We start from the raw sequence: 24,995 nt of genomic DNA on the forward strand, positions 1-24,995 counted from the left end.
TTGCAAAACCGCAAGATCGTTGTGGTTCTGAAAGGCTATCCGCGGCTGTCGGAAACCTTCATCGCGCAGGAATTGCTTGGCCTGGAGCGTGCGGGGTTCGAGCTGATACTCTTTGCGCTCCGGCGGCCGACCGACACAAAGCGCCATCCCGTGCATGACGAGATCAAGGCGCCAGTCCATTATCTGCCGGAATATCTGCATCAGGAGCCGCTGCGCGTGCTTCGCTCGCTGTTTGCGTCTCTGCCGCGGCCGGGCTTCTGGCGCGCACTCGGGTCGCTGGCTGCCGACATCCGCCGCGACTTTACGCGCAACCGTGTGCGGCGCTTCGGGCAAGCGCTCGTGCTGGCCGCCGAGTGGCCGCAAGATGCGGGCTGGCTGCACGCCCATTTCGTGCACACACCGGCATCGGTGACGCGCTATGCCAGCCAGCTTCGTGGCCAACCTTGGAGCTGCTCGGCCCATGCGAAGGACATCTGGACGTCGGCGGACTGGGATCTGGCCGGCAAGCTTTCCTCGGCGCGCTGGACGGTCACCTGCACGCAAACCGGCTTCGACCGCCTGAAGAAACTCGCCAACGGCAGCTCGTCCGTGCATCTGAGCTATCATGGGCTCGACCTCGATCGCTTCGGCAGTTTCGGCGAGGCGCGAAAGCAGCATGACGGCTCGGCGCCGGACGAACCGGTCCTCATCCTGAGTGTCGGGCGCGCCGTTGCAAAGAAAGGTTACGACACCTTGCTCGAGGCTCTTGCCCTCCTGCCTGACGATCTTGCGTGGCATTTCGAGCACATCGGCGGCGGCGAGGAACTGGAACGGCTCAAGGCGCTGGCGCGAAAGCTCGGACTGGAGGATCGCGTCTCCTGGAAAGGCGCGATGGCGCAGGAAGAAGTGCTTGAGCACTATCGCAGCGCCGACATCTTCGCCCTGGCCTGCAGGATCACCGCGGATGGCGACCGGGACGGTCTGCCGAATGTCTTGGTGGAGGCGGCCAGCCAGCGGCTTGCCTGCGTGTCGACCGATATTTCCGGCGTGCCGGAGCTTTTATCGTCGGATGAAACCGGGCTGCTGGTTCCCTCGGAAAACCCAACTGCCCTGGCACAGGCGCTGGAGCGCCTGATCCGTGATCCCGCGCTGCGCGCCCGCCTCGGCGACGCCGCAGAGCAGCGCGTGCGCGGCAATTTCGATCATGTGGCAAGCATTGTACAGCTCAAGGACCTGTTCGAGCGGGAGTGGCGGGCCGCCGAATGAAGCGGCTGCGCGCATTCTTCTATGTCCAGCACCTGCTCGGCATCGGCCATCTCGCGCGCGCCAGCCGCATTGCTGCGGCTCTGGCCGATGACGGGTTCGACGTAACCGTCGTGACCGGTGGAACGCCGGTCGCGGGCTTTCCGGGACCGGGCGTAAAATCCGTTACCCTGCCACCCGTCACCTCCGGCGACGAAGGATTTTCCGGACTTGTCGACCTGCAGGGCAAACCCATCGACGACGATTTCAAGAAATTGCGTTCCGAGATGCTGCTGCAGGCGTTTAGGGATTGCCGGCCGGACATCGTCATTGTCGAGGCGTTTCCCTTTGGACGCCGACAGATGCGTTTCGAACTCCTGCCGCTGATCGAGGCCATCGACGCGACGTCGCCCAGACCGCTGCTGGCGACGTCCGTGCGCGATATCCTGCAGGAACGCGTCAAGCCGAGCCGAAACGAGGAAACGGTCGATCTCGTCAACAGGCATTTCGACCTTGTCATGGTCCACGGCGATCCGGCTTTCGCAACCATCGACAAGACATTTCCACTGGCCGGGGCGATAGGGGCCAAAGTCGCCTACACAGGGCTCGTTGCCGCGCCGCCGGCGCCCGCGGCCTCCGAGCGCTCAGACATTGTGGTATCGGTTGGCGGCGGGGCCGCGGGAAAGAGCCTTGTCAGGTCCACCATCGCAGCGGCGCGCAATGCCGACAAGGGTTGGACATGGTGTTTGATCACCGGCCCAAACCTGCCGAATGACGAGTTTGACGCGATTTCACGCGATGCCACACCGGGTCTGTCAATCTTCCGGTTCCGCGAGGATTTCGCCAGCCTGCTGACCGGCGCCCGGCTGTCGGTCTCGCAGGCGGGTTACAACACGGTCTGCGATGTCCTGCGCGCGGGTTGCCGCTCCCTGCTCGTTCCCTTTGCAGCCGGTGGGGAAACCGAACAGACGGTTCGCGCCCTGATGCTCGAAGAGCTCGGTCTGGCAACGGTGCTGACGGAAAAGGACCTGACGCCTGAAGGTCTGACGCAGGCGATCGAGCAGGCGCTTGCGGGACCGACGCCAGCCGCGCATCGCCTCGATCTGGAAGGCGCGCACCGCTCGGCGCAAATCCTGCGCGAGCGGTATTTAACCTGGTCCCCGAAATCCTAGAACGGTTCGCGTCTGGGTAGATTCGCGCAAACGCGCTTCAAACAGTTCCGATCAGCATGAAGCGCGTATATTTTTTTGTCGGCAGTTCGCCGGAGAACCTGACCTCCCGCAACGCCGCCATTTCCTCGAAGGCTGCAAGCGAAGCGACGCAGTTGATGTGCGTCGGCTCGCTGAAATAATCGTTCGATTGCAGCAGCACATTGGTGCCCCGCGGAAGCAGGGCAAGCCAGGCGCCCAGGTCGGCTATGTGTTCGCAGCTCGTATTGACCACCAGGTCGGGCCGCCCGGCCGCATAGTCGAGTGCATACATGTCTGCCGTCAGCGCTTGAAACCGGTCGCCGGCTTCCCGGTTGAGTGTCCGGGCGACTGCGCCGACCTCAGGATCGATGTCGATGCTGTCCACCGTCGCGATGTCGAAACGGGCGTCGTTGAAAAGCATTGCCGGCAATACGCCGTACCACCCACCCAGAACCCATATGTGCCCGAACCGGCCGCCGTCGCTTTCGAACAGCTTGTCGAGCGCCCACATTTTGCAGGCGACCTGCTTGTGGTTGAAGGCGTTGGCGATATCGGCCTGCGGATGCTTGGCGAGGACGCGCGCCAGCCCGGCCACGAGAGGGTGGTTGACATAGACAGCGATTCCCCGCGTGAGGTCCAGAGCTTGCTCGTGCCCTTCCATGCCGGCATTGCGTGGTTGCGTGACATCCATCATATTCGTCTTCTATGTTGGGATTTCGGGCGACACAACGCAATCTTACCTCACGCAAGCCTATTCGACTTGCGGACTTATCCATGCCGCAGGCGGTTTCGCCATTGCCCGGTGCAGGAGAGTACCGGTTGCATCTGTCCGGACCGTTGGTGTCCTGCATGCATTGCGGCTTCGAGTTTGTCGTTGGCGACGAAGACATTGCCGATACGCCCTTCGCCGGCAGATGCTTTTGCATCCTGCATCCTGCCAACTGAAGGACCGACAGTCGCATATGGAACCCAGCCTAGCCCGCTATATCTGGAAGCACACCAGGAAGCAGCAGATCTGGATATTGATGATCGTCTTGCTTTCGATGATCCCGTATTTCATGTCCTTCGACCTGCCGAAGCTGATCGTCAACGGCCCGATCCAGGGCAAGGGCTTCGAGCAACCCGGCGCGACCCTGCCATTCATGAGGCTGCACTATAACCTGCCGTTCATTGGCGAGGTCCAGTTCTTCTCCGGTTTTCAGCTCGACCGAACGGCGACGCTGCTTGCCCTGAGCCTTGTGTTCCTCTTGCTGGTCGTGATCAACGGTCTGTTCAAACTCTACATCAACACCTACAAGGGCCGCCTCGGCGAACGCATGCTGCGGCGTATCCGCTTCGATCTGATCGATCGTGTGCTGCGTTTTCCGCCGATTTACTTCAAGCGGGTGAAATCCGCCGAAGTGGCGACCATGGTGAAGGACGAGGTGGAGCCGCTGGGCGGCTTCATCGGCGATGCCTTCCTGCAGCCGGTGCTGCTCGGCGGCCAGGCGCTGACGGCCATGCTGTTCATCATGGTCCAGAACGTCTGGCTTGGCATGATCGCGGTCGTGATCGTGGTAATCCAGATCGTGCTCATTCCGCGCATGCGGCGGCGGTTGCTCGTGCTCGGGCGCCAACGGCAATTGACGGCGCGCGCGCTTTCGGGCCGGGTTGGCGAAATCGTCGACGGCATCGGCGCGGTTCACGTCCACGACACGTCGAACTACGAGCGCGCCGACATAGCTGCCCGGCTAGGGCTCATCTTCAAGATCCGCTTCGATCTTTACCAATGGAAATTCATGGTAAAGTTCCTCAACAATTTTCTCGCGCAGCTCACGCCGTTTCTGTTCTACATGCTCGGCGGCTATCTGGTCATCGCGGGTCGGCTCGACGTCGGCCAGTTGGTGGCCGTAATCGGCGCCTACAAGGACCTGCCCGGACCGATGAAGGAACTGATCGACTGGGATCAGGATCGGCAGGACGTCCAGGTCAAATATCAGCAGGTCGTCGAACAGTTCAGCGTCGATGATATCATTGCGCCACACATCGGGGCGTTGACGATCGACGATCCCGGTCGGATGACAAACCCGCTGTCGGCGGTCGGTCTGTCCATAGCAGATGATGGCGGTGCGATGCTCCTCAACCGTATCTCCATGCAGGTCAAGCCGGCTGAGACGGTGGCGCTGGTCAGCACCTCGACGGGTGGAGCGGAGGCGCTGGCAGAAGCCTTCGCGCGGCTGAACTGGCCGGAAAGCGGAAAGGTCGCTTCGGGCGCCGACGACCTGCTTGAGCTCCCCGAAGCAGTGACCGGCCGGCGCATGTCCTACGCCTCGTCGGATGTTTTCCTGTTCCAAGCGAGCCTGCGCGATAACCTGCTCTACGGTTTGAAGCATGCGCCGCTGACACCGGTGACTTATGACGGCGCCGCGGCAGACAAGCAGCGCTGGAACATCGACGAGGCACGCCGGTCGGGCAATCCGGATTTCGATATCCACAGCGACTGGATCGACTATGTTTCCGCCGGTGCTACCGGCCCGCATGACCTCTTTGAAGCCGTGCGCCGGGTACTCGACGCGGTTCTTCTGTCGCGCGACATTCTGGATCTTGGCTTGCGCTCTTCGGCTGACCTCACGCGTCACACAAAGCTTGCCGGGCGGATCGTCGAACTGCGTGCAGCGCTGCGAACCCGGCTGGAACAGGAAGGGCTGCGCGAACTGGTCGTTGCTTTCGAGCCGGGCGCTTACAACACGGAAGCGACCATCGGGCAGAACCTGCTTTTCGGCGCTGCCGCCGGCCCCGAGCTGGCCGACAAGGCTCTGGCGGCCAATCCCTATTTTGCTTCCGTGCTGAAGCAGGCCGGCCTCGACCGCACGCTCTACGAAATGGGCATGGAGATCGCCGAACAGGCGATCGAGCTGTTTGCCGACCTGCCGCCCGATCACCAGTTCTTCCAGCAGCTCGCCTTCATGAGCGCCGAGGAGATACCCGCCTACGAAACCTTGCTGCAGCGGCTCAAGAACCGTCCCTACGAGACGGTCTCGGAGGCCGACCGCGCCATGATCATCACCTTGAGCTTCGCCTATATCGAGCCCCGGCACCGCTTCGGCCTGCTGACAGACGAGCTGATGGGCAAGATCGTCGCCGCGCGCAACCAGTTCTATGAAAACCTGCCGCCCGAGCTGCAAAACGCGATCGAACGGTATGATCCTGACAAATACATTGCCGCGGCCACCGTCATGGACAATGTCCTGTTCGGGCGTGTGGGCACCAACCATCCCGACGCGCCGGACCGCATACGCTCCATCGTCTACGACATTCTTGACGAGCTGGGGCTTTATGCCGAGCTTCTGGATGTCGGCCTGGACTTCAACGTCGGCGCCGGCGGCAGGCGGCTGACCGGTGGACAGCGACAGAAGCTCGATGTCGCCCGCGCCCTGCTCAAGCGTCCCGATTTTCTCATTCTCAACCGGCCGCTATCGGCGCTCGACCAGCGCATTCAGGACAAGGTGCTGCGAAACGTGCTCGAGGAAGCCAGACGCGACGGCCATTCGCCGGCAGTCGTGTGGGTCGTGACGAGTCCGGCGATGGCGATGATGTTCGACCGCGTTATCGTCTTTGACTCAGGCCAATTGGTGGAAGACGGTACGCACGAGACACTTTTGGCAGGGAACGGTATCTTCAAGGAACTTCTGTCATAGTCTGGCAGACGCGAATTTAGGAAGGTTTGCGACAATGCTGCTCAAGGATGAAGTTGGAATGCTGCAACGCGTTCCGTTGTTCTCTGGCATTGAGCCGGCAAAGCTCAAGCTGCTAGCGTTCACATCCGACCGCGTGAACTACAGCGCCGGCGAGATTCTTTTCCGGCAGGGCGACGAGGGAGACGCCGCCTATGTCATCCTTTCAGGCAAGGCGGATATTCTGGTCGATTCCGACAGCGGGCCGATAAAAGTTGCCGAACTGCTGCCAAATTCGATCGTTGGCGAGATCGCCATATTGTGCAACAGCTCCCGCACCGCCACCGTCAGGGCAGCAACTTCGCTGGAAGTCCTGAGAATCCGCAAGGATCATTTCCTGAGGCTTATGAGGGAGTTTCCGGAAATGACCATCGAGATGGTGCGGGTTCTTGCCGATCGGCTGAGCCATACGACCGCGGATCTGATCGATGCACGAAACGCCTGAAGCTACGATAGGCAAAAGGTAGCATGGACGACGATCTTTTCCTGGTCAGGTTTTGGGGCGTGCGCGGCAGCATTGCGGTATCCGGGCCAGAATTCGCTCGCTATGGCGGCAATACGATCTGCATTGAAATGCGATGCGGCAAGCATACGATTCTGTTCGATGCGGGCTCCGGCTTGCGGCCTGCCGGCAAGGCGCTTCGAGCGTCGGGCGTCACCGATTTCGACCTGTTTTTCACCCATTGCCACTACGACCACATCATCGGGCTGCCGGCTTTCAAGCCGATGTATGAACGGGGCATCAAGCTGAAGCTTTGGTCCGGGCACCTCGCTGGACACATGACGACCCGCCAGATGATCGACGAGTTCATTCGGCCACCGTGGTTTCCGGTGAAGCTCGATATCTGCAAGGCAAGCCTAGACTACCGCGATTTCGTATCCGGAGACGTGCTTCGGCCGCGCGAAGGGGTTGTGCTGCGAACCGGCAGTCTTACCCATCCGGGCGGCTGCATCGGCTACCGGGTCGAATGGGGCGGCCGCGTCGTGGCAGTGATCACCGACACCGAGCACGAGCCGGGCAAACTCGATCAGGCGGTGCTTCAGCTGATCGAAGGTGCCGACCTCGTCATCTACGATTGCACCTACACCGAGGAGGAAATGGAGCGCTACCGCGGCAACGGGCACTCGACATGGCAACAGGGCGTCAAGCTGTGCGAGGCGGCCGGTGCGCGGGGGCTTGCGCTGTTCCACCACGATCCGACACGCACCGACGAGCAATTGGACGAGATGGAGAAACTGGCCAAGGACAGGTTTGCAGGCGCTTTTGCCGCGCGCGATGGCCTGACGCTTCAATTCCCGGTCTTATCGCACAAAAATCGCTGAGCTATTTTCCGGCGCTGCGCTCAATCAATGTGCTGATCGGAAGCCATGCGCAGGCCTCGGTCCGTGCGGTGACCCTGAACAGCCGTTCGAGGAAAAGCCAGGCCGATTCATCGTGGACGAGATGGTGGGTCAGCAGGCCGACCGGTTCGCCGTGGTCGGATGCATGCTGCAATTGCGCGATCATGGCCTGAACCAACAGGCCATGATCGCGGCAGCCGCGGGTGCCATGCCAATCCATGATGTCGACATTGCTGTTGATGACCGCCAGGGGAGCCGGCTTCGGCGGCCCGAAGACCGACAATGCCGTAAATCCTATCGATCCAAGGTCGGATATCAGGCCGGGGTCGATCCTGTTCCAGGGCGGCACCAGCATGGGAACGGCACGTGCGCCATGCAGGCCGGTTACGCGCGACAGCCCGCGAGCCAGATCATCGAGCACCGCCTCGCGTGGCCGATGCGCGCCGAGTTCCTGTTTTTTCTGGTCCTCGCGCGCATGATTTCGGTGCGCCCAGCCATGGATGGCGACCGTGGCGTGCGGCGCCTCGTCAAGCCGAACGACAAGCTTCCCGTCGGTCTGGGCCGGAATGACGGCCAGAGTGACTGGAACCGCGAATTCACCGGTGAGGTCGAGCAGCCGATCAAGCGCAGGCGTCGGATCCACCGCATCGTCGTCGCGCAGCCAGAACTCCGCCTTGCGGCCCGCACGTTGCAGGCGCGCCAGCTCTTCCACCAGGGGCTGCCAGATCGGATCGGATGTCATGACACCGGAATCTTCCTGAGAAGTTCTGCCAGACGCGTCGCTGCACCACCGAGAGAGCGTTCTTCGAGGACGAAACGCCTGGCTTCTGCGGCCATGCTGGTTCTTTCGTCGTTACGGGTCAGAAGCCTTTCAATGGCGGAAGCGAACGCCGCCACATCGCCAGGTGGGGTGAGAAACCCGGTCTGGCCATCCCGCACGACCTCCGGCACACCGGCAATGTCCTGAGCCACCACCGCAAGGCCGGCGGCCTGCGCTTCAAGATAGGCAACGCCATAGGCCTCGCCATAACCCGGCCAAGCGTAAATTCCCCCGGTGTAGAGGATATCCGGCACGGCGGCCGGCTCGATCGCGCCAAGCCATTCGACACGGTCGGCGGGCAAGCCGGCGAATTGCGCTTTGACCTCGTCGCGGGCAGGTCCGTCGCCGACGACCGACATGGTCCAGGGCAGGTGGCGGATCGAACCGAGCGCCTGCGCCAGCATACTATAGCTTTCGACTTTGTCGCCCGGGCGCATCATGGCGACGGTGACGAGGCGCGTCGGACAACCCCGTGCCGGCATTTCCCGGAATGCCGATGTGTCGATGAAGGGCGAAAGCATGCCGAGGGCGGCGTCGGGAATTGCATCTGCCAGTCCCTGCCGATCCCTTTGCGTGAAGCAGATGTTCAGCGCTGCCTGCTCGATGGCTCGCGCCACCAACGCCTGGCTATCGGCCCACAGACCGGCGTTACGGCGCCTGGAATAGGAGGCTTCCGCCGTCACATAGGGGATAGCAAAGACCGACGCCAGCTCGGGCCCGAGCAGGTCGGGCGCCTTGTAGTAGGGGTGATAGGAGAACCAGAGATCGGGCTTGCCGTCGCGGTCCCAAAGCCTTGTCAGCCGCGCGGCTTCGTCCCGGGCCTCGATCTTGAGCGCATCGAAACTTTTCGCCTCCGGCTGGCGTAGATAGAAGCGCAACTCCGATGCCAGTTCGACGCTATGCCCGCCATGCTTCAGCGCCTGGACCAGCATCCGTGCCATCTGGCGGTCGCCGGAGACAACGGGATGATTGGGCGACTTCAGCGGCGCGTAGAAGGCAATTCGCATCGCGCGATCCTATCATCGCAAAGCCTGCGCAAGTCAATTTCGACGCATGATCGACTTCACCTGCAAGCGCTGGAATGTGCTATCTGATGCTCATGGAAACAACTGTCGCTTCCGACCCGTTTGTCGCTTCTTTGCCGGTCTTCGCAAAGTTCGAAAGCGTTGCCGACATCGACAACTATCGGCCTCTCCCCGATAGCTGGGCGCTGGCCACCGCCGACATCGTCGGCTCGACCAAGGCGATCGAGGCCGGGCGCTATAAAACCGTCAATATGGCTGGCGCCAGCGTCATCTCGGCGCTGCTCAATGCGCTGGGTCGGCAAGATCTTCCCTTTGTCTTCGGCGGCGACGGCGCTCTGGTGGCGTTTCCCGGCCCGGCGCTGGAGATCGCTCGTAACGCGCTGGCTGCTGTCCAGAGATGGGTGGCGGACGAACTGGACCTGACCTTGCGTGCGGCAATCGTGCCGATAAAGGACATAAGAGCGCACGGCTTCGACGTTCGCGTGGCGAGGTTCCAGGCCTCCGAAGCGGCCTTCTATGCCATGTTCGCCGGCGGCGGCGGCAGCTGGGCGGAAGCCGAGATGAAAGCTGGGCGCTACCGCATCGAGCCCGCGCCGGCCGGCGCGCGGCCGGATCTGACCGGCCTCTCCTGCCGCTGGAACCCGATCGAAGCCCGGCACGGCGAAATCGTCTCGATCATAGCCATACCGGGGGCATCGCGCGACTTGCGCGGGTTTCAGTTCCTGGCTTCCGACATCATCGCCCTTGCCAGCAGGCAGGAACGCGATGGCCACCCGGTGCCGGTAGACGGGCCTGCCTACAGTCTTCTGCCCGCCGGCCTCGATGTCGAGGCACGGGCCACCGCACAGCCTGGGCGGCGGTGGCTGACGAAGCTGTGGGTGATCTTCCTGATGACGCTTACGGCCGTCACCGACAGATTTGGCTGGACGATCGGCCGTTTCGATCCGAAGGTCTACAAACGCGAGGTGGCCAGCAACTCGGATTTCCGGAAATTCGATGATGGCTTGAAGATGACCATCGACGTTGACGCGGATGTGTTGCAACGGATCGAGAGCCGGCTGAAACAGGCGGAAGAGGCGGGTATCTGCAGCTATGGCCTGCATCGCCAGCAGTCGGCCTTGATGACATGCCTCGTCATCTCGCCGCTGCAACCCGATCACGTTCATTTCATCGATGGCGCCGACGGCGGTTATGCGATGGCTGCCGCAAGCCTGAAGGCGAAGGCGCCGGTCTGACGACGGCTTGCGGAAATAGATTTTCGGCAATATGCCTCGGCCATGGTTCTCGGGACCCGGTGAGCCTCGCCATCGGCGCGGGTAGTCTGTCCGAATTGACGGGAAAGCAGATTTTTGGACGCCTCACGATCGACATATGACCGTCTTCTCAACCGGATTTCGACGCGCGCCGCGCAAGTCGGAGTGATCGGACTGGGCTATGTCGGGTTGCCGCTGTCGATTGCGATCGCACGCGCCGGCTTCCCGGTTTCCGGTTTCGACATCGAAGCCCGGAAGATCGAGAGCCTGAACAACGGCCAATCCTACATCGAGGCAGTGACGTCGACAGCCCTTGCCGGCCATGTGGCGAGCGGACGGTTCCGCGCCACCGCGGATTTTGCCGAACTGGCCGTCTGCGATGTCATCATCATCTGCGTTCCGACACCGCTGACGAAGCACCGCGAGCCGGACCTCTCCTTTGTCAGGAACACGGCAGCCACCATCGCCAGGCATCTTCGTCTCGGCCAGCTGATCGTCATGGAATCAACCACCTATCCCGGCACCACCGACGATGTGATCAAGCCCATACTGGAAGAAACCGGCTTGCAGTCGATGACGGACTTCTTCCTCGGCTTCTCGCCCGAACGCGAGGATCCCGGCAATCGCAGTTTTGAAGTCGCGACGATCCCCAAGGTGGTGGCAGGCGACGGCGTCGAAGCAGCGACGCTGGTGCAGGCATTCTACCAAAGCGTGGTCGAGACCGTCGTTCCGGTTTCCAGTACGGCGACCGCCGAGGCGGTCAAGCTGACGGAAAACATCTTCCGCTCGGTCAACATAGCCCTCGTCAACGAGTTGAAGGTGGTGCTCGGTGCGATGGGCATCGACATCTGGGAGGTGATTGAGGCGGCAAAGAGCAAGCCCTTCGGTTACATGCCTTTCTATCCTGGCCCAGGACTTGGCGGGCACTGCGTTCCGATCGATCCCTTCTACCTGACGTGGAAGGCGCGCGAATATGAACTGCCGACCCGCTTCATCGAGCTGGCGGCGGAGATCAACACGGCCATGCCGCGTCACGTGGTCGATGAACTGGCGAAGGCGCTGGACCGGCGCTGCGGCAAGGCGCTCAGCCGCTCGCGCATTCTCATCATTGGGCTCGCCTATAAGAAGAACGTGCCCGACATCCGCGAAAGCCCCTCATTGCGGCTCATCGAGCTCATCGAGGAATGGGGCGGCAAGGCGGAATTCCACGATCCGCATGTCACCGAGATCCCGACCACACGCGAGCATATGGCGATCAAGGGGCGTCGCTCGGTCGAATTGACCGAGGCAGCCCTGAAGGAGTTCGATGCTGTCGTCATTGCAACCGACCACGAGTCGATCGACTATCAGGCAATCGCCGATCACGCACTTTTGATCGTCGACACACGCAATGTTTTTGGCCGCCTCGGGCTCGCCCGGGAGACCGTGGTGAAGGCCTGACGGCATTTGAGCCGGCGAATTTTTGGCCCGATGTCAGGATCGGGATTGCACTCTGCCGGCAGCCTCGCCACATAATGTTGCAGGTGATAGTTGCAGGTTACGCCTGCCTCCTTACTGTAAGGACAGCCATCAGGGACATTCTTTACCGGCTTTTGCCCCCAAAGCCGGCTTCATTGACTTCAAGGATTCGGCAGATCAAAGGAGATGGCTCGTCTTCGACGGGTTTCGAGATAGCATGAGCACAGCGCAAGCAGAAATTTCCACCATTCTCACGGATAAGGTTGCCGATTGGCTGACCCAGTCGGCGCTGGCGGGCGACGACCTGGAAGCATTGGTAAAGGGCTTTTGTGAACGGCTGGCTGCTGCCGGCCTGCCGCTGAAGCGGGTGCATTTGAGCTTTTCCATGCTTCATCCGCTTTATGACGCGCTTGGCTTCACCTGGCTTCGCGGCCAGGGCATGGAAGTGGAAGGCTTTCGCAGTGAGAACGGCGTTCACTCCGACAGATTCCTGACCAGCCCATACTATCATCTGCTCAACCACAAGCTTGACCATTTGCGGCGCCGGCTCGACCCGTCGGTGCCGTCGGAATTTCCCGTTTTCGACGACCTCAGGCTCATGGGCGTCACCGATTACATGGCTTTCGTCCATCCCTTCAACGGCGATACCAGTCAGGGCATGATGGGGTCCTGGTCGACCGATAGTGCTTCAGGCTTCAGCGACAGCATGATTTCGGCGCTGCTGCGGATCCAGAACCATCTCGCAATCGCAACCAAGATGGCGGTGCTCACCAAGCTCGCCGACAACATGATGACCACTTATCTCGGCGGCGACGCCGGCAGACGCGTGCTGGACGGCCAGATCAAGCGCGGCGAAGGCGACACAATACGGGCCGCACTGGTCATGGGCGACATGCGCGGGTCGACTAGGCTGGCCGAAACCTCCGGCCGCGAAATCTATATCGATACGCTGAACCAGTTTTTCGATGCCATTGCTGCACCTTTCAATCGCAAAGGCGGGCAGATCATGAGTTTCCTGGGGGATGGCTTCATTGCCGTCTACCCCTGCGAAAGGCACCGCGCGCAGTCCGAGATCGCCTGCCAGGCTGCTCTTGCGGCTGCGCACAAGGCCAGCGCGCGCATGATGGAGCTCAATCTGCGCAGGAAAGAGAAGGGGCTGGACGACATAAAATTTGGCATCGGCCTGCATGTCGGCAATGTGATGTTCGGCAATGTCGGGCTTACTGACCGGCTCACATTCTCCGTCTTCGGCTCGGCTGTAAACGAGGTCCAGCGCCTCCAGACCCTGACCAAGAAATATCCGCACAGCGTTCTCGCCAGCAAAGACTTCGCCGGCTACTGCGGCGACAGCAGCTGGCTGACGCTCGGCAAGGAGGAACTGGCGGGCATCAAGCAGAAGCTGACGGTGCTTTCACCCGACCTGTCGGGTGCTCTCGCACTCGATGAAGACGCTGCGCTGGAGCCGTTTCACGACCGGATATCGGACGCCGAGCAGGTCATGCTGCTTCATCGCGATGCCGCGCGGCTGTTGGCGGGCGACCGGAGGAAGCTTCAGTAACCGCCACGATGATCCGAACGCCTTTGGTAAGTCCGGTCGGCGGCTCCGCCGGAGAATTCGTTTAGAATCCAAGTTGCTCTAGGCTGGCAATGCGCTAGTCTTGCTCTGGGCCTGCCGGCCGGCAGGGCCGCCAGGGTGGGGCTGGGGTGAGAATGAATTCAGACGTTGATCTGCTGCGGATCGAGGATGTTGGCATCTCTTTTGCCATTGTCGGGGGACCGTTGCATGCCGTCAGGCGCGCAAATCTTCGCGTCCTGCCCGGCAAGGTCACCGCGCTTGTGGGTGAGTCCGGTTCCGGAAAATCGGTTCTCAGCCAGGCGGTGATGGGCATTTTGCCCAACACTGCCCATGTTCGCGGCCGTATCCTGTTTTCCGATCCTGAAAAGCCCGGCACGACGCAGGATATCCTGACGATGCCGCGTGATGGCCCCGAAATCCGGGCGTTGAGAGGCAGCCGCATCGGCAAGATCTTTCAGGAGCCGATGACATCGCTGTCGCCGCTGCACACGATCGGCAACCAGGTCAGCGAATCCCTGCAGATTCATACGCCCATGGCTCGAGCGGAGCGCAAGGCGCGGACCGAGGAAATGCTCGGCCTTGTCGGCTTTCCCAATCCCAAACGCGCCTATGAGATGTATCCGTTTGAACTTTCGGGAGGATTGCGGCAACGCGCCATGATCGCCATGGCTCTTATCTGCCGGCCCGCTCTGTTGATCGCCGACGAGCCGACAACTGCGTTGGACGTCACCATCCAGGCGCAAATCCTGCAATTGCTGCGCGGGCTGCAGACCAAGCTGAACATGGCGATGCTGCTGATCACACACGACCTCGGCGTGGTCGCCAATGTCGCCGACGAGGTCGTGGTCATGTACCATGGCGAGATCATGGAAGCGGGACCTGTGGAGGCGATATTCCGCCGGCCTGGTCACCCTTACCTGAAGGGCCTGATGGCAGCCGTTCCGCATTTCGACCTGAAGCCTGGCGAAAGGCTGAAGGCGCTCCGCGAGGTGCCGGTGAATGTCGAGAACCTGCTGGGCAAGCAGACGGCGGCGGCCTCTAAGGGGCCGGACGACATCCTGCTGTCGGTCAGGGATCTGAAAAAGGTCTACACCACCCGCAAGTCCGCATGGTTCGGCGGGAGCCATCAAACCTTTGTTCGCGCCGTGGACGGCGTGAGCTTCGACATCAGGCGGGGTGAGTGCCTGGGTCTGGTCGGCGAAAGCGGCTGCGGCAAAACCACCGTGAGCAAGATCCTGATGCGGGCTGTCACCCCCAGCGGCGGCTCGGTGGTCTTCAACGGCCGCGAAGGACCGATCGACGTCCTGGACGCCGAGGGAGACGCCCTGCGTTTGCTGCGCGCGAAAATCCAGATGGTCTTCCAGGATCCGGTTTCGTCGCTCTCGCCGCGCATGACGGTGGAGAACATCTTGAGCGAGCCGCTGGAAATCCATCAGCGTGGCAATTCCGCGTCCCGGCTCGCCACGGTCAAGAGCCTGATGCAGGCAATCGGGCTCGATCCGCGCTTCATCCAGCGTTATCCCCACAGTTTCTCCGGCGGGCAACGTCAGCGTATCGGCATCGCGCGCGCGTTGGCGCTGGGGCCTGAACTCCTGATCTGCGACGAGCCGGTTTCGGCGCTCGATGTCTCTGTCCAGGCGCAAATCCTGAACCTTCTGAAGGACCTGCAGAAGGAACTGGGTCTGACCTACCTGTTCATATCCCACAATCTGGCGGTGGTGGACTACATGGCGGATCGTATCGCGGTGATGTGCGGCGGGCGTATCGTCGAGCTTGCGCCGCGCGAAATTCTGCTCAGGAAGCCGATCCACCCCTACACGCGCTCACTGCTCGCCGCAGTCCCTTTCCCCGATCTTGACCGGCCGATGGATTTCAAGACGCTGAAGCTCGGCGGCGCTTCCGACACCAGCGCATGGGGACCGCAATTCCGCGACGAGGGCGAAGAGAATACGCTGTCGCCGCTCGATCTTGGCGGCGGCCATCTCGTGCTGGCCCGACGTTCCGCCGATGTCAGCGAGTTGCGCCATTGATCAGCCGTCGCACCCTCCTTGGCCTCATGGCTTCGGCACTCGTGCCGGGCACGTCGCGCGCTGGCGATCTGGAGCCGGATTTTCTTCAGCCGCAGCTGGCGGCCAAGGCGCTGCCGGCACTCGCCGAGCGCTTGCCCAAGAGCCCGCGCGCGGTGAATCTCGCTGCGATGGGCCGGCAGCCCGGCCAGTATGGCGGCACGCTGCGGACGATCATCGGCAGCCAGAAAGATATCCGGATGATGACGATCTACGGATATTCCCGGCTGGTCGGCTATGACGAAAAACTTAACCTGCAAGCCGACATTCTCGAAAGTTTCGACGTCGCGGACGATCGCGTCTTCACCTTCAAGATACGCGAAGGACACAAATGGTCCGACGGCAGCCTGCTTACGCCGGAGGATTTCCGCTATTGCTGGGAAGATGTCTGGCTGAACGATGAGCTTACGCAGGGCGGGCTCGCCCCGGCCCTGATGGCGGATGACAAACCGCCACGCTTCGAGATCGTCGATCCGTTGACGGTGCGCTACAGTTGGGATGCGCCCAATCCCGACTTCCTGCCCAAGCTCGCTGCCGCTGCGCCGCTATCGCTTGTTCTGCCGGCCGCCTATCTCAAGCAGTTCCACAAGAAATACCAGGATCCATTCCGGCTGGCCGGCCTGATGAAGGAGAACCGGGCCAAGAAATGGACGCTCCTGCATATCCGAATGTCGCGGCAGTATCGCCCGGAGAACCCTGATCTGCCGACGCTCGATCCCTGGCAGAACCGGACCAAACCGCCGGCCGAGCAGTTCATCTTCGAACGCAACCCGTTCTTCCATCGAATAGACGAGAATGGCCGGCAACTGCCCTATGTTGACCAGTTTGTCCTGAATGTCAGCTCGTCGGCGATCATTTCCGCCAAGACCGGTGCGGGCGAGAGCGACCTGCAAGGCATGGGAATTGATTTCAGCGACTACGCCTTCCTGAAAGACGCAGAGAAGCGCTACCCGGTGAAGATGCATCTGTGGAAACGCACACAGGGTTCGCGGCTGGCGCTGCTGCCCAATCTGAATTGTGCCGACCAGGTGTGGCGTGGCCTTCTTCGTGACGTGCGCGTGCGCCGCGCCTTTTCGCTCGCCGTGGACAGGCGCGAGATCAATTTGGCCGTGTTCTACGGATTGGCGCAGGAAAGTGCCGATACGGTGCTGCCGGAGAGCCCGCTCTACCGGCCGGAATTCGCGAAAGCCTGGGTCGCCCATGATCCCGACCAGGCCAATGCCCTGCTTGACGAGGTTGGCCTTCAGGCACGTGACGATGACGGCCTGCGGATGCTTCCCGACGGACGCTCTGCGCAGGTCATCGTGGAAACGGCCGGTGAAAGCACGCTGGAAACCGATGCGCTCGAACTCATCACCGATCACTGGCGCAAGATCGGCATCGCTTTGTTCATCCGGACTTCGCAGCGCGATATCTTTCGCAGCCGCGCGCTTGGCGGCCAGATCATGATGTCGATGTGGTCAGGCATCGACAATGGCGTGGCGACCGCCGACATGAACCCCTACCAGCTGGCCCCCACCATCGACGACCAACTGCAATGGCCGCTCTGGGGGGCTCACTATCTGTCTCATGGCAAGATGGGTGAGGCGCCCGATCTGCCTGAAGTGGTCGAGTTGATGGCGTTGCTCAAGCGCTGGAACGCATCGACCGCAACCAAGGAGCGTGCCGAAATCTGGAATTCGATGCTGTCGATCTACACTGATCAGGTGTTTTCGATCGGCACCGTGAACGCAACGCATCAGCCGGTTCTGGTGTCCTCGCGGCTGCGTAATCTGCCTGACAAGGCACTCTACGGCTACGACCCGACCTCCTATTTCGGTGTCTACATGCCGGATACATTCTGGCTTGGAGGCTCCTGAGCGTGCTCCGATATCTTGTGTGGCGCATCGCCGTCATGGTTCCAACGCTGCTGGTCATATCGGCGCTGGTTTTCACCATCATCGAACTCCCGCCGGGTGACTATTTCGACAGCTATGTCGCCGAGCTTCGGGCCCAGGGCGAAGCGGTGGATTCCGATCGCATCGAGATGATGCGCAAGGAATATGGTTTCGACCAGCCGCCTGTCATTCGCTACTTCTACTGGGTCGGCGGGATGCTGCACGGCGATTTCGGCTATTCCTTCGAGTATGAGTTGCCGGTTCGCGACGTCGTTGGTGACCGAATGTGGCTGACCGTGCTGGTTTCCTTCGTCACGATCATGTTCACCTGGCTTATCGCCTTTCCGATCGGCATGTACTCGGCCACGCATCAATACAGCTGGGGCGATTACGGCCTGACTTTCATGGGCCTTCTCGGCCTTGCCATTCCGAATTTCATGCTGGCGCTGATCCTGATGTACTTCGCCAACATCTGGTTCGGCACCTCCATCGGCCACCTCATGGACCAGCAATATCTCGGCGAGCCGATGAGCTGGGCCAAGGCGAAGTCGATCCTCGCCCATCTCTGGATCCCGGTCCTGATCATCGGCACCGGGGGCACGGCAAGCATGATCCGGCGGCTGCGCGCCAATCTGCTCGATGAGCTGCACAAGCAATATGTCGTGACGGCGCGTGCCAAAGGCCTTCATCCGTTCAAGGCGCTGGTCAAATATCCGATGCGCATGGCGCTCAATTTCTTCATTTCCGATATCGGCTCCATCCTGCCGGCCATCATCTCCGGCGCCGAAATCACGGCGATCGTGCTGTCGTTGGAAACGACCGGGCCGATGCTGATCAAGGCACTGCAAAGCCAGGATATGTATCTGGCAGGGTCGTTCCTGATGTTCCTCGCCTTCCTGACGGTTATCGGCGTGCTGATTTCAGACCTGGCGCTGGCGCTGCTTGATCCACGAATTCGTTTGCAGGGTGGCAGCACCAAATGAAGCAGGATTCGCCGCTGCCCGCTCCGGGTGCTCCACTGCAACACTACATTTCCAGCGCGCCCTTTGACCTGCAGTCGGTCGAGGCGATGACGCCGGAGCAGTCGAAGGTTTTTCAGGCGTCGCAGTTGCGGCTGATGTGGTGGAAATTCCGCAAGCACCGGCTTGCGCTTATATCCGGCATATTCCTGGCAGTGCTGTATTTCGGGATACTGATCTGCGAGTTCCTCGCGCCCTACAATCTGCACACGCGCAACATGGACTACATCTATTCGCCGCCGCAGCAGGTGCACCTGTTCCACAATGGCGAGTTCGTCGGGCCGTTCGTCTATGGCCGCCACATGACGCTGGATATGGACACGCTCAAGCGGAACTACATCGAGAACCACGACGATGTTCAGCGGCTCCATTTCTTCTGCAAGGGCGACAGTTACCTGTTCTGGGGCCTGATCGAAGGTGACAGACATTTTGTCTGCCCTGCCGAAAACGGCCAGCTCTTTCTGGCCGGCACGGACAGGCTGGGGCGCGACGTGCTCTCGCGCATGATCTATGGCGCACGCATTTCACTGACAATCGGCCTAGTCGGCATCAGTTTCAGCTTCCTGCTCGGCATCGTCATCGGCGGACTGGCCGGCTATCACGGCGGTATTTTCGACCTGGTCGTTCAGCGAATAATCGAAGTTCTGCAATCGATTCCCAGCATTCCGCTGTGGCTGGCCCTGGCGGCGATCATGCCGATTACCTGGAGTCCGATCCTGATCTATTTCGGCATCACCGTCATCCTCGGGCTGCTCGACTGGACCGGACTGGCGCGGGCCGTGCGCTCAAAGCTTCTGGCCTTGCGCGAGGAGGATTACGTTCTGGCCGCGCAGTTGATGGGCGCCGGGAGCAGCCGCATCATCAGGCGGCATCTCATTCCCGGCTTCATGTCGCACCTGATCGCGACGGCGACACTCTCCATACCCGGCATGATCCTGGGCGAGACGGCGCTGAGCTTCCTCGGGCTCGGCCTGAGGGCGCCGATAACCAGCTGGGGCATCCTGCTCACCGAGGCGCGCAGCGTCAGCGTGATCGCGTTCTATCCATGGCTGCTTTTGCCGATGCTGCCCGTCATCCTCGTCATCATGGCGTTCAACTTCCTCGGCGACGGCTTGCGGGACGCCGCGGACCCCTACAAGTGAGATCGCTATTCCGCAGCGCGGCCTGCCGACGACCCCACCCGGTATGACGCTTGTCGGCGGCCGGTTGCATTATTGCAAGGTTCGTCGTTCGCCTCTATATGCGGCAAGCCTCGATCGGGGCTGCTGGTTCAGGACATACAATCGCATATGAGTCGCCTCGATAATTTCATCAGCAGGATGACCGCACAGCGCGACATTCTCAATCAAATCTGCCCCGAGGTGGCGAAGATGGAGGGACTTGTGCTCGAGCTCGGGCTCGGCAATGGCCGGACGTTCCACCATCTGCGCGAGCTTCTGCCCGGGCGCCGCATTGTGGTGTTCGACCGCGAAGTTGGCGCACACGCCAGCTCAATTCCCGAAGCTGAAAACCTGGTGCTCGGCGAAATACGCGAGACGGCCCGCAAGTTCATTGGCATCGACGCCGCTCTTGTTCATGCCGACATCGGCACCGGCTATGACGATCGCGATGCAGTGACTTCTACCTGGCTTCCCGATCTGATTGCGCGCATGCTTCGCGTCGGCGGCTTCGCGGTCAGTGGCACGCCGCTCGATCACCCGCTGCTGCTGCGCCTCCCGCCGCAGACTTCGGAGCCCGCCGATCGTTATTTCCTCTGCAGGCGCGTGTGAAGGCGGAGACGGCCAAATCTTCAGGAGCCCAAAGCGCGTCGCGTGAAAACAGATTCACACGACGCGCTTTAGGTCATTGTTTGATGCATGTCGTTATCGCAAAACCGAGGTCACTTTTGCGCGACATGCATTAAGCCTTCCCTTCAGGGGATCGTATAGACTGCTATCTCCCGCTCGATGCCGCGCAGCGAGACCTCATGAGGCACGGGCGTCAGCGCATTCCTGTGCAACAGATCGGCGGTGAGATTGTCGTCGACCACCGCACGCGTAGCGAAGATCGCCTGAGCGTCGGCAAGGTTCTGGACCCGCGAAGCAATGTTGACCGTCTGGCCGAAATAGTCCTGCCGCTCATTCATGGACACGGCGATGCAGGGGCCGGCGTGAACACCGATCTTGAGCAGGAGATCCTCGCGGCCGCTTTTCTCATTGAGGTCACGCATGGCATCGCGCATCCTGAGGGCCGCGGCAATCGCTCGATCAGGCGTCGCGAAGGTCGCCATGACCGCATCACCGATCGTCTTCACCACCGCGCCAGCCTCCGCCGCGACGATCTCATGCAGAACCTGGAAATGCTCGCGTACGAGATCGAAGGCTGAAAGATCGCCCACCCGCTCGTAAAGCTCGGTCGATCCGCGCAGGTCGGTGAACAGGAAGGTCAGGCTGGTGATCTTCAGGCGCTGGTCGATGTCGAGCGTATCGGTGCGATAGAGATCGCGGAACGTCTGGTTGGTGAGCAAGCGCTTGGCGGTCACGAAGGGCCGGCGCTTGCCGATGAAATCATGCAATGCCGGGCCGGCGATGAAGACCGCAGGCAGCACGCGGGTGTCGGTCCTGTTTTCCAGCGAAATGCGCAACGGGCCGGGTTGCATCTCCAGCGTCTGGCTCTGGACATGGTCGCGGTCGAAGACCAGAGAGAGGCTTCGGCGCTCTGTTGCCGGTTCGCCCTTTACGTCGATGAATTGCGCCGAATGGGTGACCGGCTCGAAGACGATGATGAATTGGGACGGAAGCTGTATGTGCAGAACCGCCTTTTCACCGGGCGCAAGCTCGATATCCTCCAGCGAGAACGCTTCCATCTGTTTCGCCAAATCCTCGTCCGGCAGATCGGCACCGGACGCCCAGTAGATCTGGCGGTAATATTCCACCAACGGCAGTTCGTGTGGATTGTGGGCGGCAATCCTGCGCACGCGGGGACTGACTGTGAATGTCACCTCCACCATCTCGTCGAGGGTCGGCGAATAGCCCTGGGAGCACAGCGCGCAGGTGTATTCGTCCTTCTGCATCGTTTTCAGCGTGGCGTTGGTGTCGAGCACGCCGCCACAGCCGGGGCACAGGACATTCCAGGAAATGTCGAAGATGCCCACCCGCGCCGCATGGAGAAAGGCACTGATGGCACGTTCCTCGTCGAGGCCATTCTTGCTGGCGAAGGCGAGCGCGTTGATGCGGCAAAGCTCACGGTCCTTGCCCTCCGCGACGGTTCGCCGGATCGCGTCGATTGCCTGCGGATCGACATCGGTCGATTGCCGCAGAAGCGAGAACAGGTCCTGAGCTTCGTTCATCGTGCAGGCTCCGAAAATGCCCCGCCCGAGGCGGGTTGGCCGGACCGCTCCTTGGTCCGACTTCGCCACTTTACGCCGAAACGGGCCGTACGGCCATGCGAATGGACAAGCCTGGTGACAGGTCAATTTCCATTCGGCGGATTTTCACCGGCCGCAAGCGGCACTATGATGGGTGCTTGGGGCATTCATCTTTGGGGCTTTCTCCCGTGCCGACACCCGACAACCCGCCATTTCCCGCGGCCCTGCGCCTTTTCTCCGCTGGGGTCATCATCGTCCTGATCGTCGGCGCCGGCCTGTTTTTCGCGCCTGAGCTGGTCAAGCCGCGCTGGCCCTGGCCCGTGACGCCATTCAGTGCCCGTTTCCTCGGCGGCTTCTACACCGCCGAAATGGCAGTGATGGCGGCGCTCTTGTTCTGGAATCGCTGGTCGCCCGGCAGGCTCGTGCTGGTCATGGCCTTCATCTTCACCGTCACCGTGTCGGCGGTTTCGTTGATCAATATCGGCTATTTCAACTTCGGGCGCAAAGCGGCCTGGCTCTGGTTCCTGGTCTATCTTGCCTCGGCCGCGGTATCGGGGCTGTTCCTGTGGCGGGCGAGGGAACGTCCGTCAGCGAAAGGCGTGACCCTGAGCCCCGCATGGCGCGGCTACATGGTGGCGGAAACGACGCTCCTTGGGTTCTATGGCATCGGCATGTTGCTGTTTCCCCTGATGGTCAGCAGCACCTGGCCATGGCCGGTCGATCCCTTTCACGCCCAGGTCTACAGCGCCATCTTCCTCGCCGGCGCCGGCGGCGCATATCTCGTCTGGAAAGGCGCGCCGCGCGAGGAACTGCTGGTGCTCGGCCTGGCCCAGTTCCTGGTTGGCCTGCTTGCCATCCTTGGCCTCATCATTACCGACGCCGCGGTGCACAAGATCGGCTGGACGGCGGCCGGGACATTGTGCTGGCTCGCCCTTTTCGGCTGGATCGGCATCAGCGGCGCCTTCAAACTCTACGCCGCCTCGCGGTATTTCGGCGTGCAATCGGCATAGGTTGCAGAGATAACTGGATTTTCAGGCGACGTCCGGTGCATCGTGCCGGCCGATTGTCTTAGAGCGTTTCACCGTTTCAAGAAAACGGCGAACTGCTCTATCTCTTTGTTCTGCCGCAATTCCGGGCGGAAAACCGCTCACACTTTTCCTGGAATTGCTCTAGCCAGGGACGCCATGACCAGCACGACCTCTTCCAAGAAAATCCAGCCGCAACTCCGCGCCGTCCGGCCAAGCGATGCGGAGGCGCTATGCGCTATCTTCAACATGCCGGGCTTCCGCTGGGGCACGCTCAGGATGCCTTTCGAGATGGTGGAGCAGGTGGAGCGGCGCATTGCCAAGTCCGGCCAGGAAACCACCTGGATCGTTGCCGAGCTGGATGGGAAGGTCGTCGGACATGGCAGCCTGGTCGTGCAAAGTTCGCCGCGCCGTTCACACATAGGCGAGATCAATATCGGCCTTGACGATGGCTTTGTTGGCAAAGGCATCGGCTCTGCCATACTTGGCGCGCTGCTTGACGTGGCCGACAACTGGCGCGCCCTGAAGCGGGTCGAATTGAGCGTCTATGCCGACAATGAACCGGCCATCCGCCTCTACACCAGCCACGGCTTCGAGGTTGAAGGCCGGCATGTGAAGGCCGGGTTTACCGACGGGCAGTACCACGACCTCCTGACCATGGCCCGGCTGCGGTTCTGATGACCGCCGCCTTTGATCCAGCCCCCACGCCTCCGGCGGAAATTCTGGCCGTGCTGTCGCTGCTCTGCCCGGAAGTCGCGCGTGACATCGAACAGAACTGGAATGCACCGGTTTCCGAATACGCGCGCCATCTGTGGAGGCTGGTGGCAAGGCCTGCATCGGGGCCGGCGATCGCTGCCCGCTCGATCCTGCGCGACGTTCTGCATCAGCGCCTTGGTGTGATGATGCGGCCCGAAGAGGTCGGCAAGGCCCTCGACGAATTCGAGCGCAGACCGGTGATCCAGTCCGGCCTGCACTGCCTGCTTCTGATGGACCGGATCACCTTCGATGCTCTCCTGCTTGCCTGGCTCGGTGCGGTCGAAAACGGACTGTCGGCCTTCTTCGGCTTCATGGGGGCGACTATGACCATGGAGACCGTCGGCCGGGAGGGGCCGGGATGGCTCGATGTCGGCGACGACAAGGTCAATTTGTTTGGCATGGGGCGCCACAAACTGTGCCGCAAAAGCGTTTGCGCAGCCGGTCCTGTCTCCCTCAACAAGCGCGCGCTTCAAGCGGTGGGCAATGAGACGGATGCCAGAAGCTGGCTGAGCACACTGCTTGCCAGCCAGGAAAAGGTGTTTGCAACCGCCGCCGATGCGCTGACAGAACTCAACGAAGACCTGGTCGCCAGTTGGGATCGTTCCGGCATGGCCCGGCCGGTTTTCATCGACGATCGGCTCGCCGCTGCCGCCGTGGCACGGCATCTGGACCATGACGGCAGTCTTCCTTCCAGATTGCTCCTTGAGCCTGAAAGGCGCCAGCGTCTCGACCATGCCTTGCAAGAGGCCGCATCGGGCCCATTTGGCCGATTCCTGCCCAATGCCACGGCCTATTTCTGGGGCATTCGCGAGCAGCGCGTGCGCAAGCTCGTCCTCGAGAACGGGCATCTGATCGAGCCTGACAGGCCGCACGGTCTTTCCATCCCGTTCGAGCGGCTGCATCTCAGGCAGGCGCTGCTGGATGGCGTGCTGTTGCCGGACTTGTTCCTGGCGTTCCTCATCCTTGCCATATTGCCGCGCGTGCGGGTTGTGGGCGGGCTGAGACAGATTGGCTATGTAGCGCTTTTCCACTCGATCCTGCTGGCTGCGCTGGATGAAAACGTGCCGGAAGAGCGCGATCTGGCTGCGGAACTGCAGGTTCGGGAAAATGCCTGGGGCATGCGGGTCATCGATGATAAGATCTCGGTCCGCGAGCAGCTTGCCGGCCTGCCGGAAGGGGCGCTGTTCCCGGAGCTGCTCCGGCAATACCGGTTGCGGACATTTGCCGAGACGACCGAGGACCTGAAACTGGTTCGCGAAAACGCCCGATGGCGCAAGATCGGCCGAGCCTCCGGCGTCTGATCCTGCCG

Annotated in this window: 21 protein-coding genes; 17 read left to right on the forward strand and 4 right to left on the reverse strand. The window is 61.4% G+C overall.

The window, feature by feature from the left end; all coding sequences use genetic code 11:
- Positions 1 to 1,245: a glycosyltransferase gene (locus tag ACWGTI_RS20875; RefSeq protein WP_454588864.1), complete on the forward strand. Its 1,245-nt coding sequence runs from the start codon at positions 1 to 3 to the stop codon at positions 1,243 to 1,245.
- Positions 1,242 to 2,393 carry a glycosyltransferase family protein gene (locus ACWGTI_RS20880; RefSeq protein WP_454588865.1) on the forward strand — a complete coding sequence of 384 codons (1,152 nt, stop codon included), beginning with the start codon at positions 1,242 to 1,244 and terminating at the stop codon, positions 2,391 to 2,393. Before ACWGTI_RS20875 ends, ACWGTI_RS20880 begins: the two co-directional genes overlap by 4 nt.
- A 37-nt stretch (positions 2,394 to 2,430) precedes the next feature.
- Here ACWGTI_RS20880 and ACWGTI_RS20885 read toward each other — a convergent pair whose 3' ends face one another.
- Positions 2,431 to 3,105, reverse strand: a complete 675-nt coding sequence (locus ACWGTI_RS20885) for a class I SAM-dependent methyltransferase (protein ID WP_454588866.1) — start codon at positions 3,103 to 3,105, stop codon at positions 2,431 to 2,433.
- Between the two features lie 80 nt (positions 3,106 to 3,185).
- Here ACWGTI_RS20885 and ACWGTI_RS20890 point away from each other — a divergent pair, with 80 nt between their 5' ends.
- From ACWGTI_RS20890 to ACWGTI_RS20905, 4 genes are read left to right on the forward strand one after another with little or no spacing between them, the layout of a single operon-like run.
- Complete coding sequence (locus ACWGTI_RS20890) at positions 3,186 to 3,356, forward strand: hypothetical protein (protein ID WP_454588867.1); 171 nt, start codon at positions 3,186 to 3,188, stop codon at positions 3,354 to 3,356.
- Positions 3,357 to 3,373: 17 nt separating this feature from the next.
- Positions 3,374 to 6,088, forward strand: a complete 2,715-nt coding sequence (locus tag ACWGTI_RS20895) for an ABC transporter transmembrane domain-containing protein (protein ID WP_454588868.1) — start codon at positions 3,374 to 3,376, stop codon at positions 6,086 to 6,088.
- 34 nt (positions 6,089 to 6,122) lie between these two features.
- A complete protein-coding gene (locus tag ACWGTI_RS20900) occupies positions 6,123 to 6,569 on the forward strand; it encodes a cyclic nucleotide-binding domain-containing protein (RefSeq protein ID WP_454575676.1) in 447 nt (148 codons plus the stop codon).
- A 23-nt stretch (positions 6,570 to 6,592) separates the two neighbouring features.
- The gene (locus ACWGTI_RS20905; RefSeq protein WP_454588869.1) at positions 6,593 to 7,447 is read left to right on the forward strand and encodes an MBL fold metallo-hydrolase; all 855 of its coding nucleotides are present in this window, start codon (positions 6,593 to 6,595) and stop codon (positions 7,445 to 7,447) included.
- A 1-nt stretch (position 7,448) separates the two neighbouring features.
- Here ACWGTI_RS20905 and ACWGTI_RS20910 read toward each other — a convergent pair whose 3' ends face one another.
- Both ACWGTI_RS20910 and ACWGTI_RS20915 read right to left on the reverse strand, forming a co-directional pair.
- A complete protein-coding gene (locus ACWGTI_RS20910) occupies positions 7,449 to 8,207 on the reverse strand; it encodes a polysaccharide deacetylase family protein (protein ID WP_454588870.1) in 759 nt (252 codons plus the stop codon).
- The gene (locus ACWGTI_RS20915; RefSeq protein WP_454588871.1) at positions 8,204 to 9,292 is read right to left on the reverse strand and encodes a glycosyltransferase family 4 protein; all 1,089 of its coding nucleotides are present in this window, start codon (positions 9,290 to 9,292) and stop codon (positions 8,204 to 8,206) included. Before ACWGTI_RS20915 ends, ACWGTI_RS20910 begins: the two co-directional genes overlap by 4 nt.
- Before the next feature lie 74 nt (positions 9,293 to 9,366).
- Between ACWGTI_RS20915 and ACWGTI_RS20920 the strand changes: the two genes are divergently transcribed.
- From ACWGTI_RS20920 to ACWGTI_RS20955, 8 genes are all read left to right on the forward strand, one after another.
- On the forward strand, positions 9,367 to 10,545 hold the full coding sequence (locus ACWGTI_RS20920) for a DUF3095 domain-containing protein (protein WP_454588872.1): 1,179 nt from the start codon (positions 9,367 to 9,369) through the stop codon (positions 10,543 to 10,545).
- Positions 10,546 to 10,659: 114 nt separating this feature from the next.
- Positions 10,660 to 12,003 (forward strand): nucleotide sugar dehydrogenase, encoded by a 1,344-nt coding sequence (locus ACWGTI_RS20925; RefSeq protein ID WP_454588873.1) that lies wholly within the window; start codon positions 10,660 to 10,662, stop codon positions 12,001 to 12,003.
- Positions 12,004 to 12,238: 235 nt separating this feature from the next.
- Positions 12,239 to 13,579, forward strand: a complete 1,341-nt coding sequence (locus ACWGTI_RS20930; protein WP_454588874.1) for an adenylate/guanylate cyclase domain-containing protein — start codon at positions 12,239 to 12,241, stop codon at positions 13,577 to 13,579.
- Positions 13,580 to 13,731: 152 nt separating this feature from the next.
- Positions 13,732 to 15,627: an ABC transporter ATP-binding protein gene (locus ACWGTI_RS20935; protein WP_454588875.1), complete on the forward strand. Its 1,896-nt coding sequence runs from the start codon at positions 13,732 to 13,734 to the stop codon at positions 15,625 to 15,627.
- A complete protein-coding gene (locus tag ACWGTI_RS20940) occupies positions 15,624 to 17,522 on the forward strand; it encodes an ABC transporter substrate-binding protein (RefSeq protein WP_454588876.1) in 1,899 nt (632 codons plus the stop codon). The genes ACWGTI_RS20935 and ACWGTI_RS20940 overlap by 4 nt, the downstream gene beginning before the upstream one ends.
- Positions 17,523 to 17,524: 2 nt before the next feature.
- Complete coding sequence (locus ACWGTI_RS20945) at positions 17,525 to 18,523, forward strand: ABC transporter permease (RefSeq protein ID WP_454588877.1); 999 nt, start codon at positions 17,525 to 17,527, stop codon at positions 18,521 to 18,523.
- Positions 18,520 to 19,701 (forward strand): ABC transporter permease, encoded by a 1,182-nt coding sequence (locus ACWGTI_RS20950; protein WP_454588878.1) that lies wholly within the window; start codon positions 18,520 to 18,522, stop codon positions 19,699 to 19,701. The genes ACWGTI_RS20945 and ACWGTI_RS20950 overlap by 4 nt, the downstream gene beginning before the upstream one ends.
- A 147-nt stretch (positions 19,702 to 19,848) precedes the next feature.
- The gene (locus tag ACWGTI_RS20955) at positions 19,849 to 20,328 is read left to right on the forward strand and encodes a class I SAM-dependent methyltransferase (protein WP_454588879.1); all 480 of its coding nucleotides are present in this window, start codon (positions 19,849 to 19,851) and stop codon (positions 20,326 to 20,328) included.
- Between the two features lie 143 nt (positions 20,329 to 20,471).
- Here the strand turns inward: ACWGTI_RS20955 and ACWGTI_RS20960 are convergent, their stop codons facing one another.
- Complete coding sequence (locus ACWGTI_RS20960; RefSeq protein ID WP_454588880.1) at positions 20,472 to 21,887, reverse strand: DUF5939 domain-containing protein; 1,416 nt, start codon at positions 21,885 to 21,887, stop codon at positions 20,472 to 20,474.
- A 206-nt stretch (positions 21,888 to 22,093) separates the two neighbouring features.
- Between ACWGTI_RS20960 and ACWGTI_RS20965 the strand changes: the two genes are divergently transcribed.
- The 3 genes from ACWGTI_RS20965 (at position 22,094) to ACWGTI_RS20975 (ending at position 24,987) form a co-directional block, all read left to right on the forward strand.
- The gene (locus ACWGTI_RS20965) at positions 22,094 to 22,915 is read left to right on the forward strand and encodes a hypothetical protein (protein WP_454588881.1); all 822 of its coding nucleotides are present in this window, start codon (positions 22,094 to 22,096) and stop codon (positions 22,913 to 22,915) included.
- A gap of 174 nt (positions 22,916 to 23,089) precedes the next feature.
- A complete protein-coding gene (locus ACWGTI_RS20970) occupies positions 23,090 to 23,608 on the forward strand; it encodes a GNAT family N-acetyltransferase (RefSeq protein ID WP_454575662.1) in 519 nt (172 codons plus the stop codon).
- Positions 23,608 to 24,987, forward strand: coding sequence for a hypothetical protein (locus ACWGTI_RS20975; protein ID WP_454588882.1), 1,380 nt, complete (start codon positions 23,608 to 23,610; stop codon positions 24,985 to 24,987). Before ACWGTI_RS20970 ends, ACWGTI_RS20975 begins: the two co-directional genes overlap by 1 nt.
- Positions 24,988 to 24,995: the final 8 nt, after the last annotated feature.

Source organism: Mesorhizobium sp. ArgA1, from assembly GCF_053714375.1.